General features: G+C 57.1%; 13 protein-coding genes. 6 read left to right on the top strand and 7 right to left on the bottom strand.

All coding sequences use genetic code 11. From position 1 onward, the window contains the following. Positions 1–3: 3 nt before the first annotated feature. The 6 genes from LMS44_RS03040 (at position 4) to LMS44_RS03015 (ending at position 5324) form a co-directional block, all read left to right on the top strand. The gene (locus tag LMS44_RS03040; protein WP_027957429.1) at positions 4–660 is read left to right on the top strand and encodes a YfgM family protein; all 657 of its coding nucleotides are present in this window, start codon (positions 4–6) and stop codon (positions 658–660) included. Continuing rightward, entirely contained in the window at positions 657–1826 is a 1170-nt protein-coding gene (gene bamB / locus LMS44_RS03035) for an outer membrane protein assembly factor BamB (protein ID WP_022520082.1), read from the top strand. Before LMS44_RS03040 ends, bamB begins: the two co-directional genes overlap by 4 nt. Next, positions 1823–3226, top strand: a complete 1404-nt coding sequence (gene der, locus LMS44_RS03030; protein WP_022520083.1) for a ribosome biogenesis GTPase Der — start codon at positions 1823–1825, stop codon at positions 3224–3226. The genes bamB and der overlap by 4 nt, the downstream gene beginning before the upstream one ends. Before the next feature lie 226 nt (positions 3227–3452). After that, positions 3453–4067 carry a hypothetical protein gene (locus LMS44_RS03025; protein WP_009288402.1) on the top strand — a complete coding sequence of 205 codons (615 nt, stop codon included), beginning with the start codon at positions 3453–3455 and terminating at the stop codon, positions 4065–4067. Positions 4068–4242: 175 nt separating this feature from the next. Beyond that, on the top strand, positions 4243–5046 hold the full coding sequence (locus tag LMS44_RS03020) for a M48 family metallopeptidase (protein WP_009288401.1): 804 nt from the start codon (positions 4243–4245) through the stop codon (positions 5044–5046). Positions 5047–5063: 17 nt separating this feature from the next. Beyond that, positions 5064–5324, top strand: a complete 261-nt coding sequence (locus LMS44_RS03015; protein WP_039860539.1) for a hypothetical protein — start codon at positions 5064–5066, stop codon at positions 5322–5324. Positions 5325–5556: 232 nt separating this feature from the next. On the opposite strand, the gene LMS44_RS03010 is transcribed toward LMS44_RS03015, so the two are convergent. The 7 genes from LMS44_RS03010 to LMS44_RS02980 form a co-directional block, all read right to left on the bottom strand. Continuing rightward, positions 5557–7365: an alpha/beta hydrolase domain-containing protein gene (locus LMS44_RS03010; RefSeq protein WP_278370867.1), complete on the bottom strand. Its 1809-nt coding sequence runs from the start codon at positions 7363–7365 to the stop codon at positions 5557–5559. A gap of 145 nt (positions 7366–7510) precedes the next feature. Beyond that, on the bottom strand, positions 7511–9196 hold the full coding sequence (gene dld, locus LMS44_RS03005) for a D-lactate dehydrogenase (protein ID WP_009288399.1): 1686 nt from the start codon (positions 9194–9196) through the stop codon (positions 7511–7513). A gap of 86 nt (positions 9197–9282) precedes the next feature. Further along, positions 9283–10560, bottom strand: a complete 1278-nt coding sequence (locus LMS44_RS03000) for a TRAP transporter large permease (protein ID WP_278370863.1) — start codon at positions 10558–10560, stop codon at positions 9283–9285. Further along, on the bottom strand, positions 10557–11048 hold the full coding sequence (locus LMS44_RS02995; RefSeq protein ID WP_176302627.1) for a TRAP transporter small permease: 492 nt from the start codon (positions 11046–11048) through the stop codon (positions 10557–10559). Before LMS44_RS02995 ends, LMS44_RS03000 begins: the two co-directional genes overlap by 4 nt. Further along, positions 11045–12034 carry a TRAP transporter substrate-binding protein DctP gene (dctP, locus tag LMS44_RS02990; RefSeq protein ID WP_278370858.1) on the bottom strand — a complete coding sequence of 330 codons (990 nt, stop codon included), beginning with the start codon at positions 12032–12034 and terminating at the stop codon, positions 11045–11047. Before dctP ends, LMS44_RS02995 begins: the two co-directional genes overlap by 4 nt. Before the next feature lie 125 nt (positions 12035–12159). Beyond that, a complete protein-coding gene (locus tag LMS44_RS02985; RefSeq protein WP_278370857.1) occupies positions 12160–13665 on the bottom strand; it encodes a tripartite tricarboxylate transporter permease in 1506 nt (501 codons plus the stop codon). Positions 13666–13669: 4 nt separating this feature from the next. Continuing rightward, entirely contained in the window at positions 13670–14158 is a 489-nt protein-coding gene (locus LMS44_RS02980; protein ID WP_498946774.1) for a tripartite tricarboxylate transporter TctB family protein, read from the bottom strand. Positions 14159–14167 lie beyond the last annotated feature (9 nt).

Genomic DNA, 14167 nt, shown 5'->3' with positions numbered 1-14167 from the left:
CCCGTGGTGGAGCTGAGAAGCGAAGAAGAACAGCTAGACGCCGTCAAGCGCTGGTGGAAAGAGAACGGCATGTCGTTGATTGCAGGCGCTGTCCTGGCGGCGGCCGGGGTGTTCGGCTGGAATGCCTGGCAGAACTATCAGCAAGGCCAGGCTGAAGCGGCCTCCATGCGCTATCAGCAGTTAGTCAATATGACCGCTGGCAACGAGCTTGACGAGGAGCAACTAGCAAGCGCGCGGGAAATGGTTAGCGAACTGACCGACGAGCATGGCGATACGCTCTACGCCGAACTCGCCCTGCTGCTCGACGCCCGCTTGGCTGTTCAGCAAGGCGACTTGGAAGCAGCACGCACCGCACTGGAAAGCGCAGCCGATTCCTCGCGCCGCTATGTGCAAAGCTTGGCGTGGCTACGTTTAGCCCGTATCGAGCTTGCCGACGGTAACCCTAAACAGGCGCATGCGCTGTTAGACGAGCCGATTAGTGATGCGCTAGCGGCCCAAAAAGCTAACGTGCGCGGCGATGCGTTCGCCGCCCAAGGCGACACCGAGGCGGCCCGCGATGCCTGGGAAACCGCTCTAGAAGTGTCTCAAACCAAAGACCAGCCGCTTTACGGCGTGCAGTTCAAGCTTGACGATCTCGGCGCTGAGGAGGCGACACAATGACTTTTGGTATCCCAACGAAACAGCTAGTACGCGCAAGCTTAGGCGCGCTGTCGCTGGCACTGCTGGTCGGTTGCGCGAGTAAAGGCGAGCCTGCCTATACCCCCAAAGAGCTGCGTAGTTTCGACGAGACCTCCTCGCTGGAAACTCAGTGGCGGCGCAACGTGGGCGATGGCCTGGGCCATGCCCGTTACCCCATCGCGCCTTCCCGTGAAGGCGACACCGTGTTTGCGGCCGATGTCGAAGGCGTGGTGATGGCGATGGATGCCAACAGCGGCGACGTCGAGTGGGAAATCGACCTTGATACCCCTATTTCCAGCGCGCTAACGGCAATTGCCGGTCAGGTTTATCTGGCCACCGGTAACGGCGAAGTGATCACGCTGGATCAACGTGACGGCAGCGAAGAATGGCGCTCGCGGGTATCCAGCGAAGTGCTTGCCGCGCCCCAGGCCAACCAGCAACTGCTGGTCGTGCAAAGTGTCGATGGCCGTGTGACTGCCTTGGATCGCGCCACTGGTGAAGAGCGCTGGGTATACACCAGTTCGCAGCCGTCACTCACCCTGCGCGGTACCGGTACACCGATGGTCATTGATCCAGTCAGCTTTGTTGGCCTGGCCAATGGCCGCCTGGCCACGCTGGATAACCGCAGCGGCCAGCCGCTATGGGAAATGCAGATTGCCACCCCCCAAGGGCGTAGTGAAGTGGAACGCCTGGTCGATCTTTCCGGCCAGCCGATCATCAGCCCCGATGGCCGCCTGTTCGTGACCAGCTATAACGGCCGCGTGGTGGCGCTGGAAGCAACTCAAGGCGACGTACTTTGGGAAGCGGATCTCTCCAGTCGCCATACCCCGATTCTGGTCGGCGACTTCCTGTTTGTGGTCACCGATGACAGCCAAGTCGTCGCCCTCGACGCTAACAACGGCCGCGAAATTTGGCGCAACGACGATTTAGAAGATCGTTGGTTGACCGCCCCCGCCTTCGCCGATGGCCGTTTAGTGTTCGGCGATTTTGAAGGTTATGTTCACCTGATCGACGCTCGCGAAGGCGATATCGTGGGTCGCACTCGCGTGCACAGCTCGGGCATCAGCGTACGCCCGGTCACTGAAGGCAGCACCATTCATGTTCAGGCCAACAATGGTCGCCTGGAAACCCTGGAAGTCACTCCATGACACCCGTCATTGCTTTAGTCGGTCGCCCCAATGTGGGTAAATCGACGCTGTTTAACCGCCTAACGCGCTCGCGTGATGCCCTGGTGGCCGACTTTCCCGGCCTCACCCGCGACCGTAAGTACGGCAATGGCATGCTGGGCGATAAGGTCTATACGGTTATCGACACTGGCGGTATCAGCGGTGACGAAGAAGGTATCGACGCCGCCATGGCGGAGCAGTCACTCGCCGCCATTGATGAAGCCGATATCGTGCTGTTTATGGTCGACGCTCGCGCCGGCCTTATCGCCGCTGACCAAGCGATTGCCAACCACCTGCGGGTTAACCAGAAAAAAACCTGGCTGGTGGTGAATAAAACCGATGGGTTAGAAGAGCATTCGGCAATGGGCGACTTTTGGTCGCTCGGCCTAGGCGACCCCTGGCCAATTGCTGCCGCCCACGGGCGCAACGTTTCCACCCTGATAGATGTGGTGCTCGAACCGTTTCCGGAGCGCGATGCCAGCATTCCTGCCGACACCGGCAGTAAAGGCGTTCGCATCGGCGTGATTGGCCGCCCGAACGTGGGCAAATCGACTCTGGTCAATCGCCTGCTGGGCGAAGATCGGGTCGTCGTGTTTGATGAGGCGGGCACTACCCGCGATGCTATCGAGATTCCTTTTGAGCGCCGCGGCAAGCCCTATGTGCTGATTGATACCGCGGGTATTCGGCGGCGCAAGAACGTGCGCGAAATCGCCGAGAAATTCTCCATCATCAAGACGCTGGATGCGATCAAAGAGTCCCATGTGGTGATCATGGTACTGGATGGCTCCAGCGGTCTGGTGGAGCAGGATTTGCACCTGCTCGACTACGTTTTGACCACCGGTCGTGCCCTGGTGCTTGCAGTCAACAAGTGGGACGGCCTGGAGACCGAAGCCAAGGACAAAATGCGCACTGAAGTGAAGCGCCGCCTGGGCTTTGCGGATTATGCCGAGCTGCACTTCATCTCTGCTCTACACGGCACGGCAGTGGGGGATCTCTACCCCTCGATTGATCGCGCCTTTGACGCCGCTAACGCCCACTGGTCGACCAACCGCCTCACTACCCTGCTACAGGACGCGGTAAGCCAAAACCCACCGCCGATGGTACACGGTCGACGCATTAAACTGCGGATGGCTCACCAGGGTGGCAGCAACCCGCCGATTATCGTCGTCCACGGCAACCAAACCGAGGCGTTGCCAGAAGCCTATCGTCGCTATTTGACTAACACCTTCCGCAAGGTGCTCAAGGTACGCGGCACGCCAATTCGCTTTGAGTTCCGCTCGGGCAGTAACCCGTTCGATGACATGGCGGGCGCCAGCGACAAAGAGAAAGCTAAAAAGCGCGAGCTTAATCGCACCAAAGAGGCGCGTAAAAGCCGTCGTTAAACGCCTTATTAGCTGCCTTTTGAATTCGCCCGCTTGTATCATCAAGCGGGCGTTTTGGTTCTAGCCTTAAATAGGCGCTTGAACACGTAAATTCTGTTGACAGAAAATAGCTTCAGCCCTCAAATAGCCGCGCTTATTAGCCCGAAGCTAACAAGCTTGCATCAGCACTTTACACTTAGCGTCGTTACCCCACTGCTTACGTCCTACTTAAGGGGACTCTTATCTTATGCTTTATATTGCTCGCTACTGGCGCTGGCTGACCTTGTTTGGCGTTGCCAGCCTACTCACGGGTTGTCTCGCCCTCCCCCAAACCGGTTTGTTTGCGTTTCGTTTGGCGGTGACCTCTCTGGGGGTTGAGGATGTTCGCATTGGCCCTTACAGCATTAATGCGGGGCTAGACACCAGCGATTTAACCAGCCTGATTGCGTCTAGCCTTGGTGCCGGTAGCCTGCCCGTTCAGGCCACCATTGCCATGGGGCTGGGTTTACCTGCGGGCATGCCACCGGTGGAGATGTCAGGCTTTCGCTGGGCGCTGGATATGCCGGGCGTTGATCCTGTGGAAGGTAACTATGAACAGGACGTCACGCTGACCTCTGGCGATGATGCTAATTTACGCCTACCGGTTGCCTTTGATGTACTCGCCACCGACACCCAACGCCTGGCCCCCATGCTGGAGCTTGCCAGCCAGTTGGCGTCTCAAGGCGAGCTACCGCCTGGCAGTCAACTGGCCATCACGCCTGGGGATCTACGCGGGTTGGGTATGAAACTACCGTCAGGATTATTAACGCCGACAATTCGTTTAAACGTAGGTGCCGATGGGCAGCTAGTACCCCAGCGCTAAGGGTTTATGTCTAGGAGCTTGCAGCCAATCGTCTGCGGCCTAGCCTTGGTTCAGAGGGGACTCAATTCAGCACCCATGCTCAACCACTAGGTGGGTTATGATGGGGGATTGATTTACTGCTATCAGCGGTTATCTTGTGTGCAAGAAACTCTTTCGTCTATAAGGAAACCGACTCATGCGCTGGCTTCGCCCTCTCGCTGTTACCGCACTATGTGCGTCTATCGCCGCTTGTACCACCTCGCCCACCGGACGCTCGCAACTGCTGTTGCTCTCTGATAGCGAATTGAATGAGATGGGGCGCCAAGCGTTCACTCAATATCAGCAGGAGCTGCCCACGGCGGGCCAGGCCAGCCACCGCTATGTGCAGTGTATTGCCGATGCCATCGTGGCGGAACTCCCCGCCGAACAGCGGCAGCTAGACTGGCAAATTCGCGTATTTGAGTCCGAACAGCCCAACGCGTTCGCGCTTCCCGGCGGCTATATGGGCGTGAATACCGGCATGCTGGATATTGCCACGACCCAGGATCAGCTTGCTTCCGTTATCGGTCACGAAATTGGTCACGTACTGGCCAACCATGCCAATGAGCGCGCCTCCACCGAGAGCGCCACCTCATTAGGCCTGTCGGTGATTTCCAGCACCTCTGGCATGCAGTCTGCCGGTGGCCAGCAACTCATGGGCGTGCTCGGCATGGGCGCACAGTACGGCATCGTACTTCCCTTCTCCCGGGCCCATGAGAGTGAGGCCGATGTGATTGGTTTGGATCTCATGGCTCAAGCCGGTTTCAATCCCCGTGAGAGCGTGACCCTTTGGGAAAATATGCAGGCGGCCACAGGTGGCGGTGCGCCCCCCGAGTGGATGTCGACTCACCCTGGCCAAGGCCAGCGCATTCAAGGGCTGCAGGGTAATATGGATCAAGCACTTGCCTTGTACGAGCAGGCTCGCAGCAATGGTCGTACACCCAACTGCCCGCGTCCTTAACGGCTCTTGAGGTTTAAATGATTAAGCTGGGATTACTGCTACTGGTACTGCCGCTGTTTGTGCTGATGGGCGTGTATTTCTGGGAGCTAAACGACGTACGCGCGTGCCAGCTTGATGGCGGCCATTGGGACTATATCGAGAGTGCCTGTAGAGACACCCCGCAACCGTTTGTCTCCTGGCTGGAGCGTTCGCCGCTGTTAGTCAATGGCGGCATGCTGCTCTCGGTGGTGGGGCTGGTGATGTGCACGGTGGGCTTGTACGTCAAACGCACTAAGTGAAACGTTATTAGTGGCATCAATAAAAAGTGGGGGCGGATATATTATCCGCCCCCACTTTTTTAGCTATGTTGTTGATCAATGAAGATTGATACTAGCGAGGAAAAAGACCTCATTTAAAACTCTTTAAAAATGCGGGTTATAGTTCTGGAGCATCCTCCATCACCCATTGACGGTCTTTCTCAAGCATAAAGCCAATATCTACTAGCTCATCTATAGCGTCACCTAAGGATTCTTAGTATGACTCAGGACTTGAGTATCGGCTTGATACTGACTTTCTACCATCATTACTACTCGCAAAAGGGATAAAGCTGCCGGATAAGTTACACAATTGGCCTTCTGCGTACCCTTGATCGCGCAAATTCCAGCCTAAATAAGTACCTAGAGGCACAGCCACATAGGGTTGGCGAATGCCTCCCAAGGCAATGCCATCTTCATCCACTTCTGGCACCTTCACCGAATATTGTTCACCCTCTTCAGGTGGCACCACAGTATGGTTTCTGGCATACAGCTCGTTGACAGGCGGCTTAGGCACTTCTCCCTGTAAGGGCGGCAAATTCAACTCCTCATTCGCCACAAGCCCATCACCCTTCAAACCTGGATAACGGCTTGCTGGCGGGGCTATATCATTTACGACCCAAGACTCCATCGCACTCACAAGCGCACGCATGCTAGGCGCCACACTAATTGGATTACTCGGATATTTACATACTTCACTAGCCGAAGCCGATCCTCCCCAAGCATTAAAATGCGGCGCCCCAGCGAAAAAATATAATCGCACATCATCAGGCATAGTCAGGGGGTCTCCAGTGGGGGATGTAGAAACCAATGACGCACGAGCCTGCCAAAATTCTGCCGACGTGTCGGTGTGCATAAGTTTCGGACACGTATTGTTTTCACGACAGACGGCCAAAATACTGTCGCTCTGCCCCGTCAACGGATCTAGCATCTCGACATAACTGAAGGGGAACTGATCTCCTACCGCATCATGATCTTCATGCTGTCGAGAGAAGCGACCAGGCTGAGCAAAAGGGTAGTTGGTGAACGTCTTCCGTGATCCCGCAATATGCGCCATGGCGCCATCAAATACTCGGTTGCCCTGACTATCAGCATTGTATCCTTGATATATCAAGTCGCGCAGGAAGCGTCCTGACTGAGAAATCCCCATTGCCACGGTATGCTCAATATCGTTCAGTGGTGTTTCAACATCATGTCCTTGCGCACCTCTCAGAAAGGCGACCAAGTCGCTCGTCGCGAGCATCCCTAACCCGGCGGGCACTGCATCCTTAGCGGTATAAATAAACTCGTATATAGCGCCGCCATCCATACTAGTGGGCCGCTGAATCTCTATACGATTTTCATCCAAATAACGAAACGACAAACCCTCCACCATTTGACGAGGCGCATCAGGCGTAGGCCTAACGGTTAGAGAGGCATGTTCGGGGTTTAGGTCTGCAGCAGGGTATGTAAGGGACGCAACACTTACCGACTCATGGTTATCGAAAACGAACTCCTCACGAGATTCACCCGTTACCCCCTCAATAACCGGCAAATCAATCTCGATCAAACTATCGCTCAAACCGGTCTGCCAGCCACTCCATACCATGGTGTGGCCCTGGCGCATTAAAAAACCATCACCTGGCTCATCGACTGCAAAGTCGCCCGAGATACTCGTTAGATTAAGTAACGGAAAACTCAAGTTGCGGCCACGGTTAGGGACTTCATAGAAAAGCACTCCTGAGGTTTGCTCAGTAGGTCGTAGAATCACCACTTCCGTACTAAAGGCCACTTCACCTTGATCATTAACAGGCGCTTTTTCTAAATCGGCAATGTTACTGGCTCTAGCACTCGTAGGATCAATAGCAAAGCTTGCCACGGCCTCAATTCTCTCGTAAGCACCAGACTCTCCAAAGCGTTCACCGTCGTAATCAACGACCGTGTTGCCGATTTCAAACCCAGTGACTCTGGCTTGAATATCAGGTGATAACCCCATTCCCCCAGCCACCGCCAATGTCATTAATGCTATGTGTGGAAGATGCTTCATGACAACTCCTAAGCATTATTTTTATGTACCCATAATCATAAGCGTCAGCTATATAAATAGCTAACAACTCATTTTAGCGTTGGCTCCTAAGACAGAGAACCATCGCCACTACGCTCTTTTTGAAAGCTCTTATTGCAGGCTAGTTTTACCGCCAATCACGCTGTTTTGATGTCTTACCAATTCCGGGGTTGAATTGATTAGTGGGGTCGAGTTGCCGATAGAAATCACGTAGCGCTGGCTTGGCGTGATACAGATGTCCCACATTGTGCTCGGCTGGATATTCGGCTCCCCTGGCATCGAGCAGCGCACAAATCTCCTGCTCCAAGGCGTGACAATCCTCGCCTTTTTTCACCAGATACTCCTGATGCAGAACATGGCACAGAAAGTGCCCTACATAGAACTTGCGCTCGATCCGCGCCTCGATCTCGGGCGGCAAGGTCTCGAACCAGTCGAGGGCATCCCTCGGCAGCGCCACGTCAAGTGCCACGATATCTTCGACCGTTCGCGGATGAACGGCTCGGTAGCGCACCACGGCGCCCCCTGAGGCGAAGCGATTGAGGAACGCGGCGCTGCCCTCCTCATCGGTGCACTCGAAGAACTCACCGTGCTCGGCTGGGTAACGCTCCGCCAGATAGGCGCGCATTTCCTCGATACACTCTTCCCCTGTGCGCAGCATCAGATGGTGTATGTAGCGGTCACGGTAATCGAGCAAGCGTCGTGGCAGATGTTCGGGGAATAGCCGGGATGCAGCCTGAAGCAGCCGGTCAGACAGATGGCGGCCCAGGTGCAGCGACTCGGTGACACCATCGAACCAGCTTTTCGCGGCAAAGGCTTTCGGTACATTCAGGGTGCCGAACCGGCGGATAAACAGAAACACATCCTTGCCGTAGACATGCGCCATGTCGAAGGCGTCCTTATGCATGTATTCGCCCGCGATGGGCAGATGCTGGAACTGGCCGAGCAGGTCTCGTCTGATCTGCTGCAACTGTGCGGGATCGTTGGTGCCTATATAGAAGACGCGCTCGTTGGACGCGGCGGGGAACGTGTCCATGCGCACGGCAAACACGGCCAGCTTCCCCGCAGAGCCGGACACTTCATAATGGCGGCGCGGGTCGGCGTTGAAGCGCGCTGGCGTCGACGCTGAGATATCGCGCACATGCGCTTTGTACTCTCGATCGGATGCCCAGGAGGTCTCGCTCATCTGGATATCGCTTTGTGAGTAATGGCCACTGTCCAACCGCGTCAGCACCTCTTCTGTCGAACTCCCCAGTTCAATACCCAGGTGATTCACCAGCACCAGCTTGCGCTCCGGGGTCACCTGAGCGAATAGAGATAGCTGCGTATACGCTGGCCCACGCTGTACCAGCGAGCCGCCCGAGTTGTTGCAAATACCGCCGGTCACCGACGCGCCAATGCAACTCGAACCAATCACGGAGTGTGGCTCACGGCCAATAGGACGCAGCGCACGCTCCAGCCTATCCAGCGTTGCCCCGGGAAAGCAAATAGCCTGACGACCCTCGTCGATCAGATCGACCCGGTCAATCCGCAGGGTATTGACGATGACGATGGGCCGATCATAGCCCGTCCCGAAAGGGGTGGAACCGCCGGTCAGCCCGGTATTGGCGGCCTGCATGATGATCGCGACATCGGCGTCCACGCAGGCTTGCAAAACTTGCCACTGCTCCCAGAGCGTGCCCGGCTCGACGGCGGCCATCACCTCCCCGTCGCCGTAACGGTACCCTTTACGGAAGCGATGGGTGGCGCGGGTGCCGACATGTACATAGCGCTTGCCCGTGACACTTTGGAGCTGAGCAATAAGCGAACTGACCATCTATAAATACCCATCAATGTTCATGGTGAGCAGAGAGCGCTACCCCTATGCCGGGAGAGCGCCCTCCGAATGCTTTAGCTGCCTTGTTAACGCGCCATCGTGCCAGGTAGGAACAGCGAGAGCTGAGGGACAAAGGTGATGATCATCAGGCAGACGATGATGACGCCCAGGAAAACCAGCAACGGTCTCAGCATATGCGTGACCGAACAGCCGGCAATCTGCGCGGCAGCAAACAGGTTGACGCCCAGCGGAGGTGTAATCATCCCCAGCGCAAGGTTCACCACCATGACGGTGCCAAAGTGCACCGGCTCGATACCCACGCGCAGTGCGGCATCCTGAAGGATCGGTGCGAGCACCACAATACTGGCGCCTGTCTCAATAAACATACCCACCACGAACAGCATAAAGTTGATGGCCAGCATCAAGGAGGTTGGGCCATCGAAGGTGCTGGTCAACCAGAGCGCCGCTGCATCGGGCACCCCCTGACGGTTCAGCAAGTAACCCATCAAACTGGCCGCACCGATAATGAACATGATCACCGCGGAGGTGACCACCGATTTACGAAACGCCAGAGCAACGTCTTTGAAGCTCATTTCGCGGTGCAGGAAAAGCCCAACCACCAGCGCATAGACCACGGCAATGACGCTGGCCTCTGTGGGCGTGGTCACACCGCCATAAATGCCGCCCATGATCAGCACGGGCATCACCAGCGACCAGACCGCTCGCCGGGTCGCGTCGAGGCGAGAGAGCCTGCCGTCGCCATCGCGCTTGCCCCACCCCTTGATCCGGCACCAGATAAAGATGGTGGCCATCAGGCTACCGGCAATCAACACGCCGGGTAGCACCCCCGCGAGGAACAGATCCGGTATGGAGGTCTGTGTGGCGACACCGTACAGAATCATGGGGATCGAAGGTGGGAGAATCACGCCAAGCTCCGCCGATACGGCCATGAGGGCGGCAGCGAAGCCAATGGGATAGCCGTAATCGCGCATGGCGGGGATGAGTATCGCCCCCACGGCAAAGGTGGTGGCGACACTCGACCCTGAAATGGCCGAGAACATCATGCAGGTCAGCACACAGGTGATGGCCAGGCCCCCCTGCAGTTGGCCGGTAAAGGCGCGCGCAAACTCGACCAGCCTGCGCGAAAGCCCGCCGACTTCCATCAAGTTGCCGGCAAGAATAAAGAACGGAATGGCGGCCAGCGGGAATTTATCCAGCGCGATAAATATCTGCTGCGGCACCACGAGCAGCGGCAGGCTGGTAAAGCCCACCAAGCCAACCATCGAGGCCAAACCGATGGCAATGGCGACAGGCACCGATATCGCAAACAGGATCAGCATGGAGGTGATCAGCGCACTGGTCATGACGGCTCTCCTTTACCTGCCTGGATAAAGTGAACAATGCTGCCCAGCATGGCGAACACCGCCCCCACCGGGAGGGCGGCGTATCCCCAGCTCATCGAGATATTCAATCCCGCCATCTGCTGAAAACGCACGCGGGACGCCACCTCCCAGCCAAACCAGAACAGCGTGGCAAACAGCGTCAGGCAGGACAGCAGCGTGACCAGCTCGATCGACCGTCGCACTCGGCCCGAGGTCAGCACCTTGGCTAAATCGATGGCTACGAATGCCCCCCGCCGCAGCGCCACCGAACAGCCCAGCAGTACCATCCAGACCAGCGCCAGACGGGTCAGCGCTTCCGACCAGACCGACGGGGCTTGGAAGACGAATCGGCCCAGCACCTGCCAGAAGCTGGCGCCTACCGCAATCGCCAAGGCGCAGGAGGCGGCTAACGCCACCCCCATTGCAATGCCTCGATCGATGCGCTGGATCGTGGCGATGCCTCTGCTCATTCGGCGCTCCAGTCTCGGATGGCTTGCAGTCTCTCGGCGCCGAACTCGGCTTCGAAATCGGCGTAGGCACTGGCCATGGCATCGCGATACGCCTGGATGTCATCGATCTCCACGATATCGATACCGCGGTCACGTAGCGTCTCGATGCCGACTAGCTCATCCTTTTCCACCCGTTTACGGTTCGCGGCCGCCGCAAACGCTCCGGACGTTTTGAGGGCAGCTTGTTGCTGCTCGTCCAGCCCCGCAACGAAATCGGGGTTACAGGCAAAAATGCCGGGGGAGTAAACATGGCGCGTCAGATAGAGATGCTGCTGCATCATATCGAGGTTGTTTGCCAGAATGACCGGAATCGGATTCTCCTGGCCATCCACCGTGCCCTGCTGCAGGGCGGGCGGAAGCTCAGAGAACGCCATCGGGGTAGGCAACACACCGGCCGCCTGCCAAGCCGCGATATGGATAGGGTTCTCCATGGTGCGGATCTTCATCCCCACCAGATCGTCCGGCGACGCGATGCTTTTGGAACCCGTGGTCAGGTTGCGAAAGCCATTCTCCATCCAGGCCACCCCTTCGAGACCATAGCGGGGAAACAGCGCCAGCAGTTCCTGGCCGGTCTCACCGTCCAGCACTCCGCGCGCATGCTCGTAACCATCGAACAGAAAGGGTACGTCCAGCACACGGGTTTCGGGCACGAAGTTGCCTAGCGGGCCCGCCGATACGATGGCGCACTCCTGCGTGCCGAACTGAACGCTCTCCAGCGCCTCGCGCTCATTGTCCAAACGCTGGATGACGACGTCGATGGCACCCTCGGTTTGCGCTTCGAGACTCTGCTCGAACGCGATGGCCGCCTCGCCGAAATGGCTGTCGGCGGGTGACGAGTGGGTAACGGTCAAAATGGTCTGACCCAATGCCGTTGATACACCCCAGCTCATGGAGAGCGCCACGGCGCTGGTCAGTGCACCCAGTTTAGCGTATTGAAAGTGGTTCATATCTCTAACTCCTTAATTATTAGAATTGATGATCGTGAGATCGAACATCATTGCGACACCTATTTACTGGCGATTTGAAACTTGTTTTTATGACTTTTGCCGGTTCACCTCCTCGAAAAGGCCCTTTACGCGTCGGCCCGCTGTTTATAAGCCGTTACTCGTCGCATCAAACGCAGCAATAACGGCAACAACCAGATCAGGATCACCAGCGCGCCCAGGCTGGCACTGATAGGCCTGGAGAAGAAGGCGAGCAAATCACCATCGCTTCGTATCATCGCGCTCATGAAGCTCTTCTCCAGCAAGCCCCCCAGTACTAGGCCAAGAATGATGGGCGCTGCCGGAAAACCTGCTCGCCCCAACCCATAGGCCGCGACCCCAGCCATCAGCATGAGCATGACATCGACCGTCGAGTTGTTGATGGAGTAAGCGCCGACGATGCAAAAGGCCAGCACTATCGGCATGACGATTCGAGTGGGGGTGGCGACGAATCCCTTGCCCATGCGAATAGCGATATAGCCCACGGGTAGCATCACTAAATTAGCGATGATAAATACCATGAACAGTGCATATACCATACTGCCACCCTCCATGAAGATGGCCGGCCCGGGGTTCATGCCCTTCATGTACAGCACCCCAATCACGACAGCGGTGATCGTATCGCCGGGAATACCGAATACCAGCGCAGGCACCCAGGAGCCACTGACCGCCGCATTATTGGACGAGCTGGTTTCGACGATACCTTCTGCGTGACCCGATCCGAACTTGTCTGGCGTGGGCGAAAACTTACGACTGACGGCATAGGAGACCCAAGCCGCAATGTCGGAGCCAGCGCCAGGCAATACGCCGATCAAGCTACCTGTGCCGCTACCACGCAGCACGGACTTCCAGTGTTGGCGTAGCGCAGGCTTTACTTCACCAAACACTCTCCCCGTGTCTTTTACCGTAACCGCCAGCTCATCGGCAGGCTTGGAGGTGAACCTCATGACTTCGGCAATCGCAAAGAGACCGATCATCACCGGGATGAAATTGACCCCGCCCATCAGATCCGTCACGCCGAACGTAAAGCGCGGCGACCCTGTGGTCGAATCCAGCCCCACCGTTGCCAGAGAGAGTCCTATGCAGAGCGATAGCACCGCTTTCAAGTGCGAACCCGGTGATATGAACACCGCACAGCTCAGGCCCAGCAGCGCTAACCAGAAGTACTCAAACGCACTGAAATTGAGCGCGAACTCAGCGAGATAGGGCGCCACGAAGATCAACACCAGGGTGCCGACGATACCGCCTATGACCGAACACACAAGTGCGATACCCAGGCACTCACTGGCCTTGCCTCTTTGTGAGAATGCATAGGCTTCATCCACATAGGCTGCGGAAGAGGGTGTGCCGGGGATGCGCAGATAAGCACCGGGAATATCGCCGGCAAAGATAGTCACCGCAGCGGTGGTGACCATCGCCGCGATGGCCGGGATGGGCTCCATGAAGTACGTGACCGGCACCAGCAGCGCCACGGCCATGGTCGCCGTTAGCCCGGGAATGGCCCCGACGAACATACCAAAGGCCGCCGCTGCCAGAATCACGACCAGCGTTTGCAGATTGAAGACCAGCCCGGCACCACTGAGAATGGCGTCCATAAGATTACCCGTTAAAGACCGTACCCAGGGGTAAAGGCACCCTGAGCATGTAAACGAAAGCGACCCAGATCGCTGCCGCCGTCAGCAGTGCCATCACCAGCGCCAACCAGGGCCGTACGCCGCTCAATAGCATGAGCACAGCGACTAGAAGCGCCAGTGTAAGAAGCGCTCCCAGCGTGTCGGCCAATAACAGATAGCCAATGACCAGCCAGACGGGTAAGAACAGGCGGTGGAAGCTCAAAGCTGCCGCTTTGAGCTTCACTGGGCGCGGAGTGGTGAAGCGCTGCATGACAGGGCGTAGGTTGGTCAACGCCAGCCAAATGCCACCCACGATCATGGCAAAGCCGATGATGAGCGGGAACAGCGCGGCGCCGTAGCGCTGGCCGGGCAAGGTGGGAAAGCCTTGAGCCTCCATGACAATGAGGAGGCCCAACGCCGCTACCACTCCCCCTGCGCAACACTCACCGAACGTTTGCGAAGAGCGATTGAGCATGGCGACGAT

Source organism: Halomonas profundus (assembly GCF_020865425.1).
Classification (GTDB): Bacteria; Pseudomonadota; Gammaproteobacteria; order Pseudomonadales; family Halomonadaceae; genus Vreelandella; species Vreelandella titanicae.
Note: the sequence above shows the minus strand (reverse complement) of the source record. Positions and strands in the feature narration are given on the sequence as shown.

Coding starts and splice junctions, on each gene's coding strand:
- dctP (WP_278370858.1), bottom strand. CDS start 12,034: ATGAACCACTTTCAATACGCTAAACTGGGTGCACTGACCAGCGCCGTG.
- LMS44_RS02980 (WP_498946774.1), bottom strand. CDS start 14,158: ATGCTCAATCGCTCTTCGCAAACGTTCGGTGAGTGTTGCGCAGGGGGA.
- LMS44_RS03020 (WP_009288401.1), top strand. CDS start 4,243: ATGCGCTGGCTTCGCCCTCTCGCTGTTACCGCACTATGTGCGTCTATC.
- der (WP_022520083.1), top strand. CDS start 1,823: ATGACACCCGTCATTGCTTTAGTCGGTCGCCCCAATGTGGGTAAATCG.
- LMS44_RS03010 (WP_278370867.1), bottom strand. CDS start 7,365: ATGAAGCATCTTCCACACATAGCATTAATGACATTGGCGGTGGCTGGG.
- LMS44_RS03015 (WP_039860539.1), top strand. CDS start 5,064: ATGATTAAGCTGGGATTACTGCTACTGGTACTGCCGCTGTTTGTGCTG.
- LMS44_RS03000 (WP_278370863.1), bottom strand. CDS start 10,560: ATGACCAGTGCGCTGATCACCTCCATGCTGATCCTGTTTGCGATATCG.
- LMS44_RS03025 (WP_009288402.1), top strand. CDS start 3,453: ATGCTTTATATTGCTCGCTACTGGCGCTGGCTGACCTTGTTTGGCGTT.
- LMS44_RS02995 (WP_176302627.1), bottom strand. CDS start 11,048: ATGAGCAGAGGCATCGCCACGATCCAGCGCATCGATCGAGGCATTGCA.
- dld (WP_009288399.1), bottom strand. CDS start 9,196: ATGGTCAGTTCGCTTATTGCTCAGCTCCAAAGTGTCACGGGCAAGCGC.
- bamB (WP_022520082.1), top strand. CDS start 657: ATGACTTTTGGTATCCCAACGAAACAGCTAGTACGCGCAAGCTTAGGC.
- LMS44_RS02985 (WP_278370857.1), bottom strand. CDS start 13,665: ATGGACGCCATTCTCAGTGGTGCCGGGCTGGTCTTCAATCTGCAAACG.